Source organism: Bradyrhizobium sp. TM239, from assembly GCF_036247985.1.
Taxonomy (GTDB): Bacteria; Pseudomonadota; Alphaproteobacteria; order Rhizobiales; family Xanthobacteraceae; genus Bradyrhizobium; species Bradyrhizobium ottawaense.
This window is the reverse complement of sequence record NZ_BTIR01000010.1, coordinates 103024-124128: the sequence shown is the minus strand read 5'-3', so window position 1 is coordinate 124128 and position 21105 is coordinate 103024. Positions and strand designations below refer to the sequence as shown.

General features: G+C 65.3%; 20 protein-coding genes. 9 read left to right on the top strand and 11 right to left on the bottom strand.

Going from position 1 to position 21105, the window contains the following annotated elements; translation table 11 throughout:
- Positions 1-79 precede the first annotated feature (79 nt).
- Entirely contained in the window at positions 80-2020 is a 1941-nt protein-coding gene (locus tag AABA84_RS18100) for an AsmA family protein (protein ID WP_161966528.1), read from the bottom strand.
- 272 nt (positions 2021-2292) lie between these two features.
- Here AABA84_RS18100 and AABA84_RS18095 point away from each other — a divergent pair, with 272 nt between their 5' ends.
- A complete protein-coding gene (locus AABA84_RS18095; RefSeq protein WP_011089830.1) occupies positions 2293-3000 on the top strand; it encodes a CoA transferase subunit A in 708 nt (235 codons plus the stop codon).
- Positions 3001-3018: 18 nt separating this feature from the next.
- On the top strand, positions 3019-3669 hold the full coding sequence (locus AABA84_RS18090) for a 3-oxoacid CoA-transferase subunit B (protein ID WP_028140271.1): 651 nt from the start codon (positions 3019-3021) through the stop codon (positions 3667-3669).
- A gap of 143 nt (positions 3670-3812) precedes the next feature.
- On the opposite strand, the gene AABA84_RS18085 is transcribed toward AABA84_RS18090, so the two are convergent.
- The 4 genes from AABA84_RS18085 to AABA84_RS18070 all read right to left on the bottom strand — a co-directional run bounded on the left by AABA84_RS18085 (position 3813) and on the right by AABA84_RS18070 (position 7062).
- The gene (locus tag AABA84_RS18085) at positions 3813-4691 is read right to left on the bottom strand and encodes an SUMF1/EgtB/PvdO family nonheme iron enzyme (RefSeq protein ID WP_212248759.1); all 879 of its coding nucleotides are present in this window, start codon (positions 4689-4691) and stop codon (positions 3813-3815) included.
- A 52-nt stretch (positions 4692-4743) separates the two neighbouring features.
- Positions 4744-5841, bottom strand: coding sequence for a copper-containing nitrite reductase (nirK, locus tag AABA84_RS18080; protein WP_212248760.1), 1098 nt, complete (start codon positions 5839-5841; stop codon positions 4744-4746).
- Positions 5842-5965: 124 nt separating this feature from the next.
- Positions 5966-6838 carry a copper chaperone PCu(A)C gene (locus AABA84_RS18075; protein WP_338312656.1) on the bottom strand — a complete coding sequence of 291 codons (873 nt, stop codon included), beginning with the start codon at positions 6836-6838 and terminating at the stop codon, positions 5966-5968.
- 23 nt (positions 6839-6861) lie between these two features.
- Positions 6862-7062 carry a hypothetical protein gene (locus AABA84_RS18070; protein WP_212248761.1) on the bottom strand — a complete coding sequence of 67 codons (201 nt, stop codon included), beginning with the start codon at positions 7060-7062 and terminating at the stop codon, positions 6862-6864.
- 203 nt (positions 7063-7265) lie between these two features.
- Here AABA84_RS18070 and hemN point away from each other — a divergent pair, with 203 nt between their 5' ends.
- A complete protein-coding gene (hemN, locus tag AABA84_RS18065; RefSeq protein ID WP_212248762.1) occupies positions 7266-8618 on the top strand; it encodes an oxygen-independent coproporphyrinogen III oxidase in 1353 nt (450 codons plus the stop codon).
- Positions 8619-8821: 203 nt separating this feature from the next.
- Entirely contained in the window at positions 8822-9019 is a 198-nt protein-coding gene (locus AABA84_RS18060) for a DUF1858 domain-containing protein (protein ID WP_028140266.1), read from the top strand.
- Positions 9020-9147: 128 nt separating this feature from the next.
- Here AABA84_RS18060 and AABA84_RS18055 read toward each other — a convergent pair whose 3' ends face one another.
- Positions 9148-9858 carry a Crp/Fnr family transcriptional regulator gene (locus AABA84_RS18055; protein WP_212248763.1) on the bottom strand — a complete coding sequence of 237 codons (711 nt, stop codon included), beginning with the start codon at positions 9856-9858 and terminating at the stop codon, positions 9148-9150.
- A gap of 128 nt (positions 9859-9986) precedes the next feature.
- Here AABA84_RS18055 and AABA84_RS18050 point away from each other — a divergent pair, with 128 nt between their 5' ends.
- Positions 9987-11198 carry an NnrS family protein gene (locus tag AABA84_RS18050; RefSeq protein ID WP_212248764.1) on the top strand — a complete coding sequence of 404 codons (1212 nt, stop codon included), beginning with the start codon at positions 9987-9989 and terminating at the stop codon, positions 11196-11198.
- A gap of 2 nt (positions 11199-11200) precedes the next feature.
- On the opposite strand, the gene AABA84_RS18045 is transcribed toward AABA84_RS18050, so the two are convergent.
- Positions 11201-12235: an AraC family transcriptional regulator gene (locus AABA84_RS18045; protein ID WP_212248765.1), complete on the bottom strand. Its 1035-nt coding sequence runs from the start codon at positions 12233-12235 to the stop codon at positions 11201-11203.
- Between the two features lie 205 nt (positions 12236-12440).
- Between AABA84_RS18045 and AABA84_RS18040 the strand changes: the two genes are divergently transcribed.
- Complete coding sequence (locus AABA84_RS18040; protein ID WP_212248766.1) at positions 12441-13061, top strand: response regulator transcription factor; 621 nt, start codon at positions 12441-12443, stop codon at positions 13059-13061.
- A 169-nt stretch (positions 13062-13230) separates the two neighbouring features.
- Complete coding sequence (locus tag AABA84_RS18035) at positions 13231-14919, top strand: mucoidy inhibitor MuiA family protein (RefSeq protein WP_338312655.1); 1689 nt, start codon at positions 13231-13233, stop codon at positions 14917-14919.
- An 80-nt stretch (positions 14920-14999) separates the two neighbouring features.
- Here AABA84_RS18035 and AABA84_RS18030 read toward each other — a convergent pair whose 3' ends face one another.
- The 4 genes from AABA84_RS18030 to AABA84_RS18015 are packed head-to-tail and all read right to left on the bottom strand — an operon-like array spanning position 15000 to position 18054.
- On the bottom strand, positions 15000-15803 hold the full coding sequence (locus AABA84_RS18030; RefSeq protein WP_212248768.1) for a heme ABC transporter ATP-binding protein: 804 nt from the start codon (positions 15801-15803) through the stop codon (positions 15000-15002).
- A complete protein-coding gene (locus AABA84_RS18025) occupies positions 15800-16891 on the bottom strand; it encodes a FecCD family ABC transporter permease (protein WP_338312654.1) in 1092 nt (363 codons plus the stop codon). The genes AABA84_RS18030 and AABA84_RS18025 overlap by 4 nt, the downstream gene beginning before the upstream one ends.
- On the bottom strand, positions 16888-17841 hold the full coding sequence (locus tag AABA84_RS18020) for a heme/hemin ABC transporter substrate-binding protein (RefSeq protein ID WP_338312653.1): 954 nt from the start codon (positions 17839-17841) through the stop codon (positions 16888-16890). The genes AABA84_RS18025 and AABA84_RS18020 overlap by 4 nt, the downstream gene beginning before the upstream one ends.
- A 6-nt stretch (positions 17842-17847) precedes the next feature.
- Positions 17848-18054 carry a hemin uptake protein HemP gene (locus tag AABA84_RS18015; protein ID WP_338306136.1) on the bottom strand — a complete coding sequence of 69 codons (207 nt, stop codon included), beginning with the start codon at positions 18052-18054 and terminating at the stop codon, positions 17848-17850.
- 264 nt (positions 18055-18318) lie between these two features.
- Between AABA84_RS18015 and AABA84_RS18010 the strand changes: the two genes are divergently transcribed.
- On the top strand, positions 18319-20667 hold the full coding sequence (locus tag AABA84_RS18010) for a TonB-dependent hemoglobin/transferrin/lactoferrin family receptor (RefSeq protein WP_338312652.1): 2349 nt from the start codon (positions 18319-18321) through the stop codon (positions 20665-20667).
- Positions 20668-20760: 93 nt separating this feature from the next.
- Positions 20761-21093, top strand: coding sequence for an antibiotic biosynthesis monooxygenase family protein (locus AABA84_RS18005; RefSeq protein ID WP_338305531.1), 333 nt, complete (start codon positions 20761-20763; stop codon positions 21091-21093).
- The last annotated feature ends 12 nt before the right edge of the window (positions 21094-21105 follow it).

Here is a 21105-nt window from a genome sequence, read left to right as displayed (position 1 = left end):
TTTGGATTTGGCAAGTCGCTGGCATGTCGAGCTTGTTGAGCTCGGGCTACCGAAATCCGCGAAGGCTGCGTTGATCAGCCTAGTTGGATTTGGCGTTTTCCTTCGCGTTCTCTTTGGCGTTCTCCGCCGTCGGCGATTCTGCCGGTGGAGGACGCTTTCCGCTGCCGGTGATGCGCTCGATCGCGGAGCGCACGGCGTCGCCCCCCTTGCGATCCTTCAGCATGTCGAGTAGCGGCGCGGAGGCTGGCGAGCGGCGGATCAGGCTTTCCGGATCGGGGAAGATCAGGGGATCGTCCCAGGGGCCCTGCACCACGAATGGCAATTCGAAGCCCGACGTGCTGTTGAGGCTCGCCACGCCCTTCATGTCGTATTCACGCGTCGGCACCGAGGCGGTGCCGGTGAGCGTGATCTTCGCCGCCGGTCCTTCGACACGGATGTCCTCGGCGGTGGCGACCCCATCGGAGAATTTCACCGCGATGGTGAGATTGTTGTACGGCGTCGAACCATTGCGGAAATTGCCGCCGCCCGACAGCGGCCGCCGTTCCAGGCGCTTCAGCAGCTGCTCGGCATTGAAGCCCGAGATCGCGCCGTCATGACCGGTGACGGTGGCGCTGCCGTCGAGCGACTGCACGAGGCCGAACGGGCTCGAGCCCGAGGCGAAGAGCGACACGTTGATGTTGCCGCGGCCGGATAGCTTGTTGAGGCCGAACAGCTCGGTGGCGCAGGCCTGGAGATCGACGTCGGTGAACTGGAATTGCGCCTTGATGTCGGCGACGGTGTCGGAACGCGCGATGCCGAACGAGCCCTTGGCGATGCCGCCATAGACCTGCGCCTCGCCGACCGAGAGCGCCAGCGTGCCGTTGCGCAAATTGGCGCCGATCGCGGTGCGGCCGAGCCTGGTCGGACCGACCGTGAGCTTTGCTGCCGACAGGCGCATGTCGAGGTCGGTCGTCGACAATCCGTTGAGATCGAACAGCTGCCTGTTCCAGTCCCGCGCGCCGCTCGCGAGCAGGCGGAAGGTGGAGATATAAGGCGTGAAGTCGAGCGCGTCGGCGGCAAGCGTCGCCTGCAGCGTCTGCCGGCCGTTGTTGGCGTAGGTCATGACGCCCTCGGCGGCATTGCCGTCGAGCTCGACATTGACGTTGGTGAGGGCGATCGAGGCGCCGACGACGTTGGCGCGCGCCTTCAGCACGAAGCGGCCGAAGCCGCCGCTGGCGGGCTGTGGCTGCCCGGTCCAGCGCAGCGCGTTGCGCAAGGAGGGGCTGTCGATCGTCAGCGTGCCCTCCATCATCGGGCTGGTGCGGTTGGCGACGCTGCCGTCGAAGGCGAGCTTGAGCGGCGCGCTGGCGATCCGCGCCTTCAACCCCGAGCGCTCGCCGGAGAGGGCGGCGACGAAATCGGAAAAGCTGATCGAGCCGTCGACACGCTCGCCGCGCCAGTCGAACTGTCCGGTCGCGGCGAAGGAGCGCGAGATCGAAGGCCAGGCCAGCGACAGGTCGATGTCCTCGAACTTCTCGGTGCCGTGCGTGGCGGCGTCCTCGTAGTCGAGCACGCCGTCCTGGATCCGGATTTCGGAGAACGAGACCTGGTTCTCGGCCCCGGGCTTCATGGTGCGCGCGATGGTCTGGATGAAGGGCGTCCAGTTGCTCTGGCCGTCTGGCTTCAGGCTGACATGGATGCGCGGCCGCAGCAGCGTCAGGTCGGAGATCTCGAACCGTTGCAGCAGCAACGGCAGCAGCCGCAGATTGGCGGTGAGCACGTCGACCTGGAGCGCGGGATCGCTGGTGCCGCCGCCCTTGAGGCCGACGTCACGGAAGGAGATGTAGCTTGCCGGCAGCACGGAAATGTCGATTGCGCCTGCGACACTGAGCTCGAGCCCGGTGACGTCGCGGATCTGCGCTTCGACCGCCCTGCGCAGCGCGTCGCGGTTGATGAGCCATGAGGTCGCGATCAGGGCGATCAGCGCGACACCGAGCAGCGCCGCGATCGGCGTCCCGAGGCGCTTCATTCCTTGGGCCATGGTCAATGGCATGTCCTGATCGGGTTGGTCGTTGGAGCCAGAAGGGCGGGTCGGGAAACCTGCGTGCCCACGCCCAACCCCCGCAACTTGATGGTTTTTCTTGTCGCTTTCAAGGCCGCGGACGGTTCTGCCCACGGTGTGGGCAGCTTCTATCACCCGGGCGCGGTGCGGAGAACCCCGTATCATTGACGGCTTTGGAGGATTTCGCCTAATAATCGCCGCCAATAGGGCGCGACGCCTCCAAGCCGAAGGTTCAGTCGAAGGTTATTTGCATGAACAAGGTCTATCCCGACGCCAAGTCGGCTCTCGACGGCATTTTGAAAGACAACATGATGATCATGTCGGGAGGCTTCGGCCTCTGCGGCATCGCCGAGGAGCTCTCGGACGCGATCCGCGAGTCCGGCGTCAAGGGCCTGACGGTGGTCTCCAACAATGCCGGCGTCGACGGCATCGGGCTCAGCCGCCTCTTGGAAACCCGGCAGATCAAGAAGATGATCTCGTCCTATGTCGGCGAGAACAAGCTGTTCGCCCAGCAATTCCTCGCCGGCGAGCTGGAACTCGAATTCAATCCGCAGGGCACGCTCGCCGAGCGTATCCGCGCCGGCGGCGCCGGCATTCCGGCCTTCTACACCAAGACCGGCGTCGGCACGCTGATCGCCGAAGGCAAGGAAGTGAAGGAGTTCGACGGCGAGAAGTATCTGATGGAACGCGGCCTGTTCGCCGACCTCGCCATCGTGCATGCCTGGAAGGGCGACACCGCCGGCAACCTCATCTACCGCAAGACCGCGCGCAATTTTAACCCGATGATGGCGACCGCCGCCAAGATCACCGTGGCCGAGGTCGAGCATCTGGTTCCGGCCGGTGAACTCAATCCCGACCACATCCATACGCCCGGCATCTTCGTGAAGCGCATCGTCGAGGTCGGCACGGCCAAGAAGCGCATCGAATTCCGCAACACCCGCCCGCGTACCGCCGCTTAAGCGTATCAGGAGACACACATGGCCTGGACCCGTGAACAGATGGCCGCGCGCGCCGCGAAGGAACTGCGTGACGGCTACTACGTCAATCTCGGCATCGGCATCCCGACGCTGGTTTCGAACTTCATCCCCGACGGGGTCGATGTCAGCCTGCAGAGCGAGAACGGCATGCTCGGCATGGGCCCGTTCCCCTATGAAGACGAGGTGGACGCGGACCTGATCAACGCCGGCAAGCAGACGGTGAGCGAGCTGCCCTCGACCTCGTATTTCTCGAGCGCGGATTCTTTCGGGATGATCCGCGGCGGCCACATGGACCTGTCGATCCTCGGTGCCATGCAGGTCGCCCAGAACGGCGATCTCGCCAACTGGATGATCCCCGGCAAGATGGTCAAGGGCATGGGCGGCGCGATGGACCTCGTCGCCGGCGTCAAGCGCGTCGTCGTGGTGATGGAGCATTCGGCCAAGGACGGCTCCAAGCTCCTCAAGAAGTGCAACCTTCCGCTGACCGGCGAGCGCGTCGTCGACATGGTCGTCACGGATCTGGCCGTCTTCACCATCGACAAGCACGGCGACGGCGGCATGGCCCTGATCGAGCTCGCCGACGGCGTCTCGCTCGACGAGGTCAAGGCCAAGACCGAAGCCGAATTCCGCGTGGCGCTGAAGAACAGCTGAGTTAACGATCCGCGAACAATGGGAAATGGCCGGGCTTTGTCCCGGCCATTTTCATTGAATGTACCGACGCGCACTACTTCCACATCGCAATGACGGAGTATGAGGCGCGGCCGAGACTCTGCTATTTCGGGAGTCAGGCCCGGCTAAGACCTCACCGCCCACACCTTGCTCCACCGCGCCGACACGCTGGCGACCCAGGAGGCCTCCTCGCGCACCAGGCGGAAGCCGAGATTGGCGGGCGGCACGCCCTGAGCGCAGCCGCCGGCACGGGCGTCGCGGATGAAATCGGTGACATAGGCGCGGTGGGCGCCCTCGGCGACACGCACGCCGCAGTTCACCGTGGGCCGGCCGGCATTGCCGGCGGCGTCGACACGCGAGCGCACGAAGCAGGTCGAGGTCCATTCCCAGACGTTGCCGGCGAGGTCTTCGACGCCGTGCTCGTTCGGGCCGAACTTGCCGAACGGATAGGCCGTGGTGTCGGAAAGGTCGCGTTCGGATTCGCGCTCATAGCGGCTGATCCAGCGCTTCGAAGGATCGTCTGCATCGACCGCTGTACCATCATCCCTGAATCTGGATCCGGCCGCAAAGGCCCATTCAGCATCGCTCGGCAGACGGTAATGGTGACCCGTCTTGCGCGACAGCCAGCCTGCATAAGCCTCGGCATCGTGCCAGCTCACCTGCACCGCGGGGCGATCGGCGGCGACCGCGACATCGCGATCGAGCGCGCGGCAGGCGCCGTCCTGCACGCAAAGCTGATAGTCGGATGAGGAGACCTGATTTCGCATGATGTGGAGCGGCCGGTCGACGCGCATCGCGCGGAGTGGCGCTTCCGCCTGCTGCCCGCCGCGTGTGAAATCGCCGGCCTCGCGATAGGACAGGCTGCCCGGTGCGACCCTGACGATCGCAGGCTCCGACGCCGAGCCGTGCACGGCCATGTCCGAGACCAGCGGCGCCATCGCGATCGGACCTGCGAGCCCGGCGGCGCAGGCGAGGGCCAGTTTGAGCTTGAATGCGATCAGCATGGTCGTTCCCCGAAGGAAGAAGGGGCCGGTGATGACCGGCCCCTTGTCGCGTCTAGTTGGTGTTGGCCGCCGGTATTTCGGCAGGTGCCTTTACCTGCATCATCAGATCGTCGTTCCACTTGCCTTCGACCTTGAAGTGCGCGGTGGCGCCGAGGTCTGCGGCCTCGATCAGATTGTGCGTGACGTAGGCATAGATGCCGGGCTGCATGAACTTGTACAGCGCAGCTCCCGCCGAGCCGCCGCGGATGAACCAGGTCTCGAGCCCGACTTCGGGTGCATTGCCGAACTTGCCGGTCTCCCAGACATAGTCGCCATGGCCGCCGATCAGATGCGGACGGCTGTCGCGATTGGCCTGCGAATGCACGATCAGCACGTTCTCGCCGACCTTGGCGGTCAGTGCGTTCTTGCCGGTGAGCGCGCCGACCTTGCCGTTGAACACGACGTGAGAGGGGATCAGCTTCTTCATCACCTCTTCAGTGTCGGTGAAGGCTTCGCCCGGCGAGTCGTAGGACTTGAAATTGCCCTTCTCGTCACGCGGCACATACATGTCCTGCTCGCCGACATAGTAGACCTTGTCGTACTTCAGCGCGTGGCCCTTGCCGTCGTTCAGCCCGTCGCGCGGCAGCACCATCACGGCGCCGTTCATGCCGGAGACGACGTGCCAGGGGATCATCGGGCCGCCCGGGGCGCAGTGGTAGACGAACACGCCGGTCTTGGTTGCCTTCCAGCGCAGCACGACCTGCTCGCCGGGATTGACCAGGGTGAGCGCGCCGCCGCCGAGTGCGCCGGTCGCGGAATGGAAGTCGATGTTGTGCGGCATGGTGTTGGTCGCGGGATTAACCAGCGTCGTTTCGACGTAGTCGCCCTCATGCACGACCATCAGCGGGCCGGGCATCGAACCGTTGAAGGTCATCGCCTGGAACGTGGTGCCCTTCTCGTCGATGACGACCTTCTTCTCCTCGATCGTGAGCTTGAACTCGATGATCTTGGGGCCTTGCTTGGTCGCCTGCTCGTGCGCATGCACGAAGGGCGGAGCGACCAGCTCGACCTTTTGACGCGGCAGTTTGAGATCATCGGCCGCGAAGGCGGGGGTCGCCAGCATCAGCGCGGTCGCGGCGGCGCTGATCAATGCGGCTCTGCGGGTGAACATCGGAAGCATCCTTCATCTGGAAAGGTTTTTTGATGACGGATGCAGTGTGCGCTGATCGCGGCAAGAGTGTTTGCGCTGCGACAAGGTTTTGCCGGATTCGGCTCCGCAACAGTACTTAGGTGTCTCAACGGAGCAGGATCGGTGACACCACGTTAACCGCATCCGACGACGTGATGCGGATGTCGAGGCCGAGCGACCAGCGGCCGGACAGCGGCGCCGACATTCTGACTCGCCACTGATCGTTGCCGACGCGTTCGGCGCTTGCGGTGATCGGCGCCACGCCATGCTCGGGATTGTCGAGCGTGACCTCAACGGCGTCTGCACTCAGCGGCAGTTCGTTCGCATCCTCGAGCTGGATCGCAATCTCGACTGGACCGGCGCGCCCCGGCGAGACTGTGACGTTGGCCATGGCCTTCTCAGCATGGAGATGCGTGAAGAAGCTCTCGTCCGCGTCGGATGTCGCGGCGGCAGGGACCGCCACCTGCTCCGCGCGATGCGCAGGCTCTGCGGCCGCCGTTGTCTTCGTGCTTTCGGGAGCCTGTGCGCCGATGGCCTGCACGTCCAGCGTCACTTTCACCGCGCCGGCGTGCTCGAACGACAACATCACGGGCATCTGGTCGCCGGCATGGAGCGGCACATCGAGACCGATGAACATCAGATGTCCGCCGCCGGGCGCAAGCGTCACGATTTGTCCGGGTGCGATGACAAGCCCCTTGTCGAGCGGGCGCATGGTCATGACACCGTCGTTGACGGCCATCTCGTGGATCTCGGTTCGAAGCGCACGGGCGGCCGATGCGGCCTGCAGCCGCTCCGCCGTGTGGCCCCTGTTCTCGATCGTCAGATAGCCGCCGGCGACCCTGGCTCCGCCGGGCGTCGCCCGGCTCCAGGCCCTGGTGATGACGAGATCGCCGCTGGTCGTGTCGGCTGCGAAGGCGGGCGCCCCGACGAGGCATGTCAGGATGACCGCGCCCGCGATCACGCGCTTGGATGAGATCATGATCGGGCCCGGAGAGGACGAGATTAGAAGAGATGTGTGGCAAGCCAGACCGCTGCCCAGATCACCAGCGACAGCACGGCGAAGACACCGACGGCTGCGGCCAGAGCGCCCACGGTGCCGGCCGGAGCCGGTGCGACCGGGGTCGGCCGGAAGTCGTCGAAACGCGGGATATGGCCGCGGACGTCGAGCAAGGAGAGAAACAGTTCGAGTGCAAGAAGCCTCATGGGCAAACGCTCCGGATGGCGTGCGAATTGCCGTGATCATGGTCTGGAACCGGCCGCTGTGCTTTGCGCGAGCGCAATGTCCGGGGCACCCCGGCCGACTTTGCGCGAGCGCAAGGTCGCCTCCTCGGATCCGAGGTAGTGGAGTGTATTCCGGGATTTGCCGTGAGGTCTGCACACGGCGGAAATTTACGAATGGGTAAGACATGAGAGCTGATCTTGCGGCGAGCTACGGCGAAGAACGATTGCCACGCTACACGAGCTATCCGACCGCACCGCATTTCTCGACGGCGATCGGAGAAGGCGCCTACGCCAGATGGCTGGCGGAGCTGCCGGCGGGCGCCAGCGCGTCCCTCTATCTTCACGTGCCGTTCTGCCGCGAGATGTGCTGGTATTGCGGCTGCCATACCCAGATCGTCCGCCGCGACGAGCTCATCGCCGGCTATCAGCGGACGCTGCGCAACGAAATCGCGCAGGTCGCCGAAACCATCGGCCGTCGCATCAAGGTGGAGCACATCCATTTCGGCGGCGGCACGCCGACGATCATGCAGCCGGAAGCCTTCGCCGAGTTGATGGCGACGATGCGCCAGAAGTTCTTCGTGCTGCCCTCGGCCGAGATCGCGGTCGAGATCGATCCCCGCACGTTGACCGCCGACATGGTCGAGGCCATGCGGCTCTCCGGCGTCAACCGCGGGAGCCTTGGCGTGCAGAGCTTCGATCCCGTGGTGCAGCGGGCGATCAACCGCGTGCAGAGCTTCGAGCAGACGGCTTCCGTGGTCGACATGCTCCGGGGCGCGGGTATCGAGGGACTCAATTTCGACCTGATCTACGGGCTGCCGCACCAGACCGTCGCGTCGTGTCTGGATACAGTCCGGCGCAGCCTCACGCTCGCGCCCGACCGCTTCTCTGTGTTCGGCTATGCTCATGTGCCGAGCTTCAAGAAGCACCAGCAGATGATCAACGAGGCTGTGTTGCCGGACGGCCTCGCGCGCCACGACCAGGCCTGCGCGATCGCGAATGCATTGAAGGAGGCCGGTTACGTGCAGATCGGGCTCGATCATTTCGCGCGACCAGGCGATTCCATGGCCGTGGCGTTCGAGGAACGGACGCTGCGGCGCAATTTTCAGGGCTACACCACTGACAAGGGCGAAGTGCTGCTCGGTTTCGGCGCGAGCGCGATCGGGCATTTGCCGCAGGGTTACGTCCAGAACGAGGTGCAGATCGGCGCCTATGCGCAAAGCATCGCCGCCGGCCGTCTCGCCACCGCCAAGGGCTATGGGCTCACCGACGACGACCGGCTGCGCGCGGACATCATCGAACGCATCATGTGCGAGTTCAGCGCCGATCTCGGCGACATCTGCGCGCGCCATGGCGCAGAGGCGGGGGCGATGCTGAACTCGGCATCGCGACTGAAGCCGCTGATCTCCGACGGCGTCGTGAGGCTGGACGGCAACCGCCTCGCAGTCGCAAAGGACTCGCGCTTCCTGGTCCGCAGCGTCGCGGCCGCGTTCGACGCGCATCTCAATCCGGCGAAGCAGCTGCACAGCCGGGCTGTGTAGAGCCACGCTCCCTCTGTCATTCCGGGGCGCCCTAAGGGCGAAGCCGGAATCCATCGTGCGACTGTCTCGGCGGTCCAATGGATTCCGGGCTCGCGCCAAGAGGCGCGCCCCGGAATGACGAACGGAGGAACTGGTAGCAGCTTGCGCTTCGACAAGGAGCCTCCGGTCCGTTCTGCTATCGTCGTTTCGGAACGGAGTTGCCCATGTCTTTCGGATCCGACGATCTGGTCGATGACATCATGCGCACGGCGCCGCACACGATCCGCGTGTTCCTTGCCTTCAGGATGGCTTGTGTCGGTTGCCCGATCGCAACCTTCCACACGGTGGATGATGCCTGCCGCGAGCATGGCATCGACCGCGAAAAATTCCTCGCCGCGTTGTGCGATTGCGTGCCGGCGTGAAGCGGTCTGGAATTCGCGCGGGCGCGCGCGGATTCCCGGGTGAGGGACGGTTTTCGCCGTAAGCGGAAGCGCCCCTCACCCCTATCTCTTCTCCATCCGTATTGGGCGGAGACGCCTTGGCGCGGCTGTCACGCCGCGCCGCTGTCGGCGCTGCGCTCCGCCAATACGACGATCCTGTGCGGATCGCGCAGGATGATGCGCTGACGGCCACTCTCGACGAGCCCTTGGCTCTCCCAGCCGCTCAGGATGCGGCTGACAGTGTGCAGCGTGGTGCCGGTCATCTGGGCGATGTCCTGGCGGCTGATCGGGAAGTCGATCTCGATGCCGTGATCGAGCTTCTTGCCGGATTGCTTGGCGAGGCGCAGCAGCGCATGCGCGACGCGCTGCTCGACCTGCTGGGTCGACATTTCCAGGATGCGGGTGTGGCTCTCCTGGAGGCGCGTGCCGACGGTCTGGAGCGTGTTGGCGGCCAGCGAGGGAAATCGCTCGACCAGCCGCGGCCAGGCCGAGGTTGGCCAGATCAGCACCACGCTGTCATCGACCGCGATCGCGGTCGCCGGATACTGCACGGCTCCGATCGCCATGGCGAGCCCGAACGTTTCGCCAGGCGCGACGTAGCGGACCACGATCTGCTCGCCGGTCGGCGTGGTCTTGGCGGCGCGGACATGGCCGTGCAGCAGCAGGAAGAAGGACTGTGCGTCCGCGCCCTGTTCGAAGATGGCACTGTTCTTGGGATAGCGCGCCGACCGGGCCTCCCGCAGGATCTCGTCCAGAGCTTCCGGCGTGACCCCGGCAAACAGCGGCAAATGCGCAACCAGCGATGTGTCGACCTTGGCCATTCTGCCTCCTTGGCGCTCGGGAGTGTGATGGCACCTGCAATCGTCTCGCAGTTTGCGATAGCGCAAAACGGGACGGCCGGGTGGCAGTATTTTTCCAGACAACGGCTGATTTTATTGGAGTTGACCCCATGGCTGGCGCCCGATCCCGCAACTTTGAGGGCTGGCCGCTGTTTGCGAACAGTTTTCGGCCCTTTTTCCTGCTCGCCGCGATCCAGGCGGGGCTATCGATCCTGGCCTGGCTGCCGATGTTCTACGGCGAATTGTCGGTGAGTTCCGCATTCGTGCCGCGCGACTGGCACGTCCACGAGATGCTCTACGGCTTCCTGCCGGCGGTGATCACCGGGTTCCTGTTCACGGCCATCCCGAACTGGACAGGGCGGCTGCCGATCCAGGGCACCTCGCTGGGGGCGTTGGTGATGGTCTGGCTTGCCGGGCGTATCGCGGTGACGTTGTCGGCCGATACCGGCTGGGCGTTCGCGCTTCTCGTCGATGCCGCCTTCCTGGCGCTGGTCGTCGCCGCCGCCGCGCGCGAGATCATCGCAGGCGGCAACTGGCGCAACCTGCCCGTGGTGGCGCTGGTGTCCGTTCTGCTCGCCGGCAATGTCGCTTTTCACCTCGAGGCGCATTACCAGGGCGCGGCCGATGTCAGCATCCGCGTCGGCATCGGTGTGGTCATGCTGCTGATCTCGCTGATCGGAGGCCGCATCATTCCGAGCTTCACCCGCAACTGGCTGGTCAAGTTCAATCCCGGCCGTCTGCCGGTGCCGTTCGGACGCTTCGACGGCGCAGTGATCGGATGCAGCGCGCTCGCGCTCATCTTCTGGATCGTGGCGCCGCTGAATGCCGTCACCGGTGTCCTGATGGCGCTGGTCGGCGGACTGCATCTGGTGCGGCTTGCGCGCTGGGCCGGCGATCGCACTTTTCGCGAGCGACTGCTGGTGATCCTGCATATTGGCTACGTCTTCGTGCCGCTCGGCTTCATCCTGCACGCACTGGCGGTTCTCGGTGTGCTGCCGCCGAGCGCCGGCATCCACGCCTGGATGACGGGTGCGGCGGGAACCATGACGCTGGCGGTGATGACCCGCGCGAGCCTCGGCCATACCGGACAGGCATTGACGGCTTCGCCGGCGACCCAGGGAATCTACGCTGCAATCATCATCGCGGCTTTGGCGCGGGTCGCCGCCGTGGTGTTGCCCGCGCACAGCGATGTGTTGTTGCACATCGCCGCCTGCGGCTGGCTGGTCGCGTTCCTCGGATTTGCCATCGCGTTCGGCCCGCTGCTCGCCGGCAGCCGGCGGCGTGCCCTCGCCACGATGGGCATGCCCGCTCCGGCGCGCTGAACTCAAGCTGCGGTCGCCGAGGGCGCATCGGGCGGTGCCGGAGGCCGCACGCCCTTGCGCCAGTCGGTGACGGTGCAGCCGAACCGGCCGCGGAACCAGCGCGCCATGGCGCTCTGCGCGGAGAAGCCGAGCTGGGTAGCGATGTCAGCCAGCGGCCGGTCGAGGTCCTCGATCAACTGGATCACGAGATCGGCGCGTTGCGCATCCAGGATGGCCGAGAAGCTGGTGCCGGCTTCGGCCAGATGCCGGTGGATGGTACGGCGGGTGCAGGCAAGATGCTCGGCGACGCGCTCGACCGTGCAGTCGCCGCCGGCGAGCAGGGTCCGCACGACCTCGTCGACCTTTCCTTCCCAACTTGCCGGCCGGGTCTCGATCGCCTCGATTCGCTTGCGCAGATAAGTCGCGATCAGCGGATGCGCGCTCGGGATCCGGCGCTCCATGTCGCGCGCCGACAGCAGGATCGCATCGTCATCGGCGTTGAAGGTCACGCGGCAGCCGTAGAATTCGCGGTAGCGCTTGCGGTCGCGCGGCGGTGGGTAATGCAGGTGGACCTCCTGCGGCCGCCAGTCATGGCCGTACAGCGATTGGATGATGCGGTGGATGCTGCCGAGCGCCATGTCGATCGCCTGGCGCGGCGCGCTCGGCTGCCGGCCGCGCAGGTGCAGCGTGACCGTCACGATCTGCCTGTCGCGCGCAACGTCCAGCCGCATGCCGTCATGATGGATGTGGATGAAGCGCGAGAATGCTTCGATCGCCTCGCCGACGGTTGCCTGCTCGCGCACGATCAGGCCGACCGCACCGAAATTGGTCAGGCCGCCGCGCTCGGCCAGGCGCAAGCCGAAATCTTCGGCGCCGGACGCCTCTGCCGACAATTCGAGCAGACGGCGCAGGCCGGCGACGGCGATGGGTGTGTCGGGCTTGTCGAGGCAGGCCAGCGGCAGCCGGGCCTTGCGCATCATCTGTTTGGGATCGAGCCCGACCGACCGGGCGATCTCCGGGTAATAGCTCAAGCCTGCGCTGCGAACGAGGTCGGTCATGCGAACCGTTCCTGCCAGCCATTCCCGCAGATGTCCCGAAATGTAAAGTTTCTGTCTCGATCGGTCAAATCCAGGAACCGACCGGAACATACATAGGGGAAACCGAAGCATTGGCGTGAATGCCATGCTCACGACGGCGCGGCAGGGCGATGCGGCCCGCTTTCCGTCTCGGACCATTTGACCAAGACATTGCTGGATCGGAATTATGCCGGGGAACATGCTTTCCAAGGGCGAGGTATTCGTCATCGACACCGACGCTGCCTCCCGCGAACAACTTTCGACCGCGCTCCAACAGAGCGCCTATGACGTGATCTGCTTCGCTGACGGTGCCTCACTTCTGTCCGAAGCGAAGGCGCGGATGCCGGCCTGCGTGCTGATGGAGCTGCCGCCCGATCGCTCCGGCCTCGATATGCTGAGGCGGCTGCGCGAGGAAAACTGCATGGCGCCGGTGCTGGTGACCTCGGCGAATGGCAGCATCGCGATGGCGGTCGACGCCATCAAGAGCGGCGCGGCTGACTTCATCGAAAAGCCGTTCCGCACCCACGATATCATCGGCCGGATCGATGCCGCCATCGACGAATTCGCGCAGCCCGGCACGAACCGGCAGCGCTGGCTGCCCGGCTGCGAGCCCTTGACCGCGCGTGAAGGCGACGTGCTCGAGCACCTCGCCGCCGGCCTCACCAACAAGGAGATCGCCCGGCGCATGCATCTGAGCGCACGGACCGTCGAGGGCTATCGCGCCGGCATCCTGAAGAAAGCCGGGGCCAAGAACGTGACCGACCTGCTCCGCCGCATCTTCGGGCAGGGGTCGCCGACCCAGGCCTGAGACCTGCCGCGGGGCTGCGATACGTTCCGCGGCCTTGGTGCCGCCGCCGCGGCGCCCCACGGAAACCCCAATCGAACCAGTTCCTTCCCTGCCGCGTCCAACCATGTTGGCGAGGCATTTGATCGCGCGCGTCCGGCTGGCGGCGCGGCGATCCGGCAGGAGGGACTTCATGCGCATCACCGCAAGATATTTGGCAACGACGAGCCTGGTTCTGGTCACCATGGCGGCGGCGTCGCCATCATGGGCCGCCGATCTGGACGCCACATCGGCGATCGATACGGTCACGGTTTACCCCGATGGCGCCACCGTCACCCGCATCATCACGGTCGACCTGCCGTCCGGGGATTCGACGCTGGTTGCCAAGGACTTCCCGCTTGGTCTCGATGCCTCCTCCATCCGCGTCGAGGGTGAGAGCGGCGCAAAGCTCACCATCGGCACGATCGATGCGCGGTCGCCGCGCGCCGCGCCGGTCAATCTGCCCGAGCTGGAAAAGCGCATCGAGGCCTTGAACGATCAGCGCGCCGATCTGCAAGGCGCGATCGACTCGGCGAATGCGCGGCGCAAGTTTGCGGAGCACTTTGCGGAAACCTCCCCCGCGGGGATCGGCGACAAGGGCGAGGCGCGGCCGATCGCCGAATGGCGCGCGGCCTTTGCTGCGGTCGGCGAAGAAATTGCGAGCGCCGATACCGCCGTCCGTGACGCCACGCGCAAGACGCGCGAGATCGACCGGCAGATCGCCCAACTCGAGGTCGAGCGCAAGGCCAAGCCGCCGAGCAAGCTCGAGGTTCGCATGGATGTTGCCGCGACTGCCGCGACGAAGGCGACGTTGCGCGTGACGTATGCCGTGCGCAATGCGCGCTGGATGCCGCTTTATGACGCCCGGCTCGACACCGGCGCCAAGGACCGCAAGCCGCAGCTCGAGCTGGTCCGCCGCGCCGAGATCACGCAATCGACTGGCGAGGACTGGTCGAACGTGACGCTCGGCGTCTCCACGACGCGCATCAGCCGCGGCGGCAGCGCGCCGGAGCTGCATTCGCTGGTCGCGCAATATCCACAAGTGCCGAGGCCGCTGGCAGCAGGCTCGGTCTCCGATCTGGCGCGGCCCGCCGCTCCCGCACCAATGCTGCGAAAGATGGAAACCGGCGAGTACGCGGCGAGGTCGAGGGCAGACCTCAATATAGCCGAGCGCGCCGAAGAGCAGCAGGCTGTCGCCGAGATCGGCGACTTCCAGGCCACCTTCAAAATCCCCGGCCGCGTCAGCCTCGGCGCCGCCGAGGGCGCCAAGAGCCTTCGGATTGCGTCGATGACCGTGCCTGCCGATCTCGCGGTGCGCGCGGCACCGGTGCTGGATCCGACCGCTTTCCTCGAAGCCAGCTTCAAGCAGGCGGATGACTCGGCTCTGCTGCCCGGCAAGGTCGCGATCTACCGCGACGGCGTCTTCGTCGGCCGCGGCAAGCTCTCCGCTTCCGCCAAGGACGACATCGTGCGGCTCGGCTTCGGCGCCGACGACAAGGTCAAAATCGAGCGCGCCGTGCTCAAGCGCAACGAGGGCTCGGCCGGTCTCCTGGTCACGACGTCCAAGACCGACGAGCGCACGTTCAAGACCACCATCCGCAACGGTCATGATTTCCCGATCAAGGTCGCCATCGAGGATCAGTTGCCGGTCAGCGAGAGCGAGGACATCGTCGTCGAGATGCTGCCCGCGACCACGCCGCCGACCGCCAGCAACATCCGTGACCGCCGCGGCGTGCTGGAATGGTCGTTCGACGCCAAGCCCGGCGAGGTCAAGGATATCAACTTCGCCTGGCGCATCCGCTGGCCGAAGGACAAGAGCATGGTGATAGTCCCGGCGGGGTAGGTTGTCCGCCCCGAGCGAGATTCGCTCCCTCTCCCGCAAGCGGGGGAGGGAGCGCACCGTCTTTGCAGAAGCAGGATTGGCTAAATTCCAATCTGAACTGCCCGCATCGATTGCGGCAGCACATATGGCACGCCGTCATCGGCCTGGTGAACGACGGCGTCGATCTCGAACACGTCGCGGATGATTTCGCTTGTGACGATGTCCGCGCGCGGACCGTCGGCCGTGAGCCTGCCACCTGCCAGCACGACCAGCCGGTCGGCAAAGCGGATCGCGAGATTGAGGTCGTGCAGGATCGCAATCACGGCCGTGCCGCCGGCCGCGCGGCGGCGCGCCGCTTCGACGAGGTCGATCTGGTGACGCAGATCCAGACTCGAGGTCGGCTCGTCCAGCAGCAGAAGTCCCGGACCATGCTCGGCTTCGCCGCAGGCGAGCTGCACCAGCACGCGGGCGAAATGGGCGCGCTGCTGCTCGCCGCCTGATAGCGTCGGTAATTGCCGTTCGCGGAAATGCGCGAGCCCAACCTCGTCGAGGGCAGCGTCGACGAGCGAGCCCGCTTCACGCCCGCTGCGCTCGCCCGCGCCCATCAGCACGATCTCCTCGACGGTGAAGGGAAAGGTGACGTTGATGTGCTGGGACAGCATGGCGCGGCGCGCGGCGAGTTCGCGCGGCGCATAGCCGCTGATATCGCGCTGTTTCAGGCGTACCGCCCCCGCGTTCGGGCGGAGATCGCCGGAGAGCAGCCGCAGCAGCGTCGACTTGCCGGCGCCGTTCGGGCCGATGATCGCGACCATCTCTCCGGCCGCAACCGTCAGGCCGACGCCATCGAGTAGCGTCGCGCGGCCGGCGCGCTTGCTCAAGGCGTGCGCCTCGATCACGGCACTCATAGCGGGGCGAGGCCGCGCTGCCGCAGCAGGATGAAGAGGAAGACCGGCGCGCCGACCGCCGCGGTCAGAATGCCGATCGGCATCTCCGCCGGCGCCACGATGGTGCGCGCCAGCGTGTCAGCACCGACCATCAGGATCGCACCTGATAGCACCGAGGCCGGCAACAATAGCCGATGCGTAGGTCCAATGACGAGACGGAGCAGATGCGGCACGACGATGCCGACGAAGCCGATGACGCCGCTGATCGACACTGCGACGCCGGTCATGGCGGAGACCATGACGATCGAGATCCGTTTGAGACGCTCGACGTCAACCCCGCCGTGAAAGGCGTCGGCCTCGCCGAGCACCAGGAGATCGAGGCCGCGTGCGATGAAGGTGCAGGTGGCAAGCCCGACGATGAGGATCGGCGCGAGCACGGCGGCCTTGGTCCAGGTCGCCCCGCTCATCGAGCCCAGCAGCCAGAACGTGATGTCGCGGAGCTGGCGGTCGTCGGCGATGAACACCAGAAGCCCGATGCCGGCATTGGCGATGGCGGTGATGGCGACGCCGGCGAGCAGGAAGACCGCGATCGAGGTGCGCCCCGAGCGGCTCGAGATGCCGTAGAGGATCGCGGTCGTGGCCAGCGATCCCGCGAATGCCGCGAGCGGCAGGAGCTCGGTCTGGAGGAAGCGCAGCGTCTCGCCGAAGCGCGAATCGGTGAAGACGATCGCGCTTGCGGCTGCCAGCGCGCCGCCGCTGGAGACGCCGACCAGCGCGGGATCGGCCAGCGGGTTACGAAACAGCCCTTGCATGATCGCGCCGGCCGCGGCGAGCAGGCCACCGACCATCGCCGCCGCGGCGATCCGGGGGACGCGGATCGACCACAGCACGAGCTGGTCGCGGCCCGTCATGGCCGTGCCTTCGCCTGATAGCCCGAGTGCGGCAGGCAGGCGGGAGAGGGGGATGCCGGCGGCGCCGAAGCTCAGCGCGACGATCGCGGCGACCGCGAGCACCGCAATCAGGAGAGGGATCGCGATCGATGCGGACCGCCGTCTCGCGCTGGCGCGTCGTCCCAGGCTGCGCGCTTCAGTGCCGATCGCCACGCTCATTGCCGGCAATTCGCCGCCGGCAGCGCCGAAGTGAATGCAGCGCCCGGTTCTGCCAATGCCGGATAGAGTTTTACCGAGAGATCGCGCGCCGCCGCTGCCGTCCGTGGCCCGAAGCCAAGCAGGTAGAGCCCGTCCATGGCGATGAGGCTCTTGTTGGCCGCGACCGGCGTCAGGGCGAAGCCGGGATGGGCATAGATCGCGTCGGGCTGAACCGAGTCCTTGCCGCGCTCGATCGACAGCACCACGTCGGGTCTTGCCGCCGCAATCGCCTCGTCACCGATGATCTTGTAGCCGTCGAAATCGTCGACGGCGTTGGCGGCGCCGGCAAGCTGGATGATCTCGTCGGCCGCGGTCTTGTGACCTGCGACCATGGCGCGCCCGTTCTGCAGCGACATCACGAACATCACGCGCACCGGCTTGGCCACCTTGGTGCGCAGGGTGCGGAGCTGAGCAAAATCGGCGCCGACCGCGGCGCTCAGGCACGCGGCGCGCGCGTCGACCCCCATGGCGTGGCCGACCAGTCTTATCTTCTCGATCAGGCCGTCCTCGGAGAAGGTGTCGGGCACCAGCACCAACGGCACCTTCGCCGTTTCCAGGATCTCCATGGTAGCGTGCGGGCCCGAGCCCTGGATCGCCAGGATCAGAGTGGGGTTGAGGCCCAACACGCCTTCGGCAGAGATCTGACGCATATAGCCGACATTGGGTTTGTCTTGTAGTGCCGCCGCTGGATAAAGGCTCGTGGTGTCGACGCCGACCAGCCGGCTCTCGAGCCCCAGCGCATAGATGATCTCGGTGATGGCGCCGCCGATCGAGACCGTGCGCGCGAAGTCGGTCACGGCGATGTCGCGATTGCGCGCGTCATGCACGGTGATGCCGGCGGCGTGCGCGACAGAGGCGAGCGCGATCGCACTGGAGAGCAGGAGGCTTGTGAGGGTGCGGCAAAATGTCATTTCAGGTTACTTCGTCAGGATCAGCTTGTTCTGCGAGGTCAGGCGAAGCCGATAGCTGTCCTCGCCATGCGCGATGATGATCTCGCGCTCGGCGGCAAACAGCTCGCGACTGTCGATCCGGCTCCCCCGCATGGTGAGCGTTCTCGTTGTCGCAGAAGAGCTTCCTGCCGACTCCGCTGCGCCGCCGCCGCTGTCTCCTGATGTTGCTGACATGTTGGGTGTGATGCGCTTTCGAAACTCTGGAGTGCTGCTTGTTTGTATAAGCGGCACGAAGCGCATTCCAACGGCTGCAATTTACAATCGATATAAACTGCAACCTTGTGACATTGACCGTCAGAGTGTTGCCACGTAACCAATTGTGGCGGCAGGGCGACTTGCCCGCGTCTTGAGAAAATCAGCCAGCCAGTCGTTCGCGTTGCGAACGCACGCCAGCCAAAAGACCTGAAAAAGCAGAGCGTAGTGCAGGCTGGGGCTGATATGGCTGACGGGGCTAGATATTCGCGCGCCTTGATTTTGGGCGCGTCGGTGGTTTCATTTGCGGCAATGACGACGGAGAGCGGTCTTGCGCAGACCGCATCGCCGCAAGCCGAAAGTGCGTCGACGGAACGGCCGAAGCAGGCCAAGCGCAAGCAGGCGAAGCCGCCAGTTGCACAGCAGGCAACGCCGGAGATGATGAACGCCCGAGCCCAGGCCGGCGGCACGACGCCGGTTCAGGCGCTCGACACCATCACCGCAGCCGCAACGAAGACCAAGGAGCGCGCCATCGACTCGCTCGCGCCCGTCAGCTCCATTTCGCTCGATCAGATCCAGGGACTCCAGCCGAACCGGCTGTCGGGCATCTTCTATGCTGTCCCCGGCGTGTCTTTCCAGGAGCGCGGCGACGATCCCGCGACCGTCATCAACATCCGCGGCCTGCAGGAGTTCGGGCGCGTTGCGGTGGTCGTCGATGGTGCGCGCCAGAACTACCAGCGCACCGGTCATAACGCCAGCGGCTCCTTCTTCCTCGATCCTGAATTGGTCGGCGGCGTCGACGTCGTGCGCGGCCCGACCGCCAACATCTACGGCTCCGGCGCGATCGGCGGCCTGGTCTCGTTCCGCACCAAGGACATCGACGATGTGCTACGTCCCGGCGAGCGCTGGGGCGTCGATCTCTCGGGCTCCTACGGCTCCAACAACAATCGCGGCCTCGGCTCGGTCTTCGGCGGCGTGCGCGCCACACCGGACGTCGATATCTTCGGCGGGGCGGTCTATCGCACGCAAGGCAATTACAAGGACGGCAACGGCACCGAGATCGGCAACACCGGCAACCAGGTCGAGAGTGGCCTGATGAAGCTCACGGTGCGTCCCGCCCTCGGCCACGAGGTCAAGTTCGGCGCCATCTTCCAGGACTATCAATACGATGTCGGCCAGTTCAACAGGGGGCCCGTCGCGACCGCCGCCCAGCGCGCGCTCTATCAGGGCTCGTCGGTCTACGCTTCCGATGCCAAGAACTACACCGGCACGATCACCTGGAATTATGCGCTGCCGAGTGACAATTTGTTCGACTGGCACATGTCAGTCTACGGCAACCGCGTCGATAACGACCAGACCAAGACCTACCACTATTCGACCTCGGGTGCGGCTTTGTGCGGCACCGGCAATTTCGGCAACAACATCTCCGGCTGCGTCGGCGACAAGCGTGGCTATGTCCTCAATACCTACGGCATCGACGCCAACAACACCACGCGGTTCAACGTCGGTGACTGGCGCAACGCACTCACCGTGGGCTTCGATGCGTTTCAGGACGATGTGATCACGACCGACAGCCGCGGCAATTCCAACATCACCACGCCGAGCGGCATCCGCACCGTGTCGGGCGGTTTCCTGCAGTTGAAGCAGAACTACAGCACCTGGTTCGAGGCGGTGAGCGCGATCCGTTACGATCGCTACGATCTGGAGTCGGGCAAGACCAACGGCAGCGGCGACCGCTTCTCGCCGAAGATCACTCTCGCCGTCACGCCCGTTCCCGGCTTCCAGCCCTATGTCAGCTACGCCGAAGGCTATCGCGCTCCGTCGATCACCGAGACCGTGATCTCAGGCGCGCATGCGACCGGTGGCGGGCCGGCCTTCTTCCCCTGTCCTGACGGGACCGTCGGCCTGTTCTGCTTTCTGCCGAACCCGAACCTTCGACCCGAGGTCGGCAAGAACAAGGAGGTCGGCGTCAATCTGAAGTACGACAACATCTTCAGCGCCAGTGACTCCTTCCGCGGCAAGATCAATCTGTTCCGCAACGATGTCAGCGATTACATCGACCTCGTCGCCTCGGCGCCGGTCCCGACCGGGTTTGGCTCGTTCAGCCAGTTCTACCAGTACCAGAACATCGCGCAGGCCCGGATCCAGGGTTTCGAGGCGGAGACGATGTACGATGCCGGCAATTGGTTCATCGGTGTCGCCGGCCATTACATCCAGGGCAAGAACGCCGTGACCAATGTCGGGCTCGCGACCATTACCCCGCGCAAGGTCGTCACGACCGGCGGCGTACGCCTGCTCGACCGCTCGCTGATCCTGACGGCGCAATGGGCCTCGTTCGGTGCCAACAACGACGTACCCGCCGGCTATCTGCCTGCAACCGGGTACGAGCTGGTCAATCTGTACATGACCTACAACGCGACGAAGGACATCGTGTTCTCGGCGTCGATCGACAATCTCTTGAACCAGTACTACCGGCCTTACGCCATTCCCGGCACGTCGACCGACGGCACCACGCAGAACGACGTGCTGTGGTCGAGCCCCGGACCGGGCCGGGTCTACAAGGCCGGCATGAAGATCCATTTTGGAGGTGCGTAGGCGAGGGCTCGCAACGCCGCCAATTCCCCGGGCCGCGCTGATGCTCCAGCGCGGCTTCGGCGCGCTTCGTTTTGATCAGAAGGAGAGACTTCGATGTTCATCGCTATGAATCGTTTCCAGGTGAAGAAGGGCGCGGAGACCGCGTTCGAAACCGTCTGGGCCACGCGCGAATCCTATCTTGGCAGCATGCCGGGCTTCGTCGAGTTTCACCTGCTGAAGGGCCCGGAGGCCGAGGACCACACACTCTATTCGTCGCACACCAGCTGGGTCGACAAGGCGGCGTTCGAGGCCTGGACGCGCTCGGACCAATTTCGTCGTGCCCATGCCCGCGCCGACAACCCGACCGGCGAGAGCCTGTATCTCGGCCATCCCAGGTTCGAAGGCTTCGAGGTAATCCAGAGCGAGCGCAAGGCCGCGGCCGCTTAGATGGCAATGGCA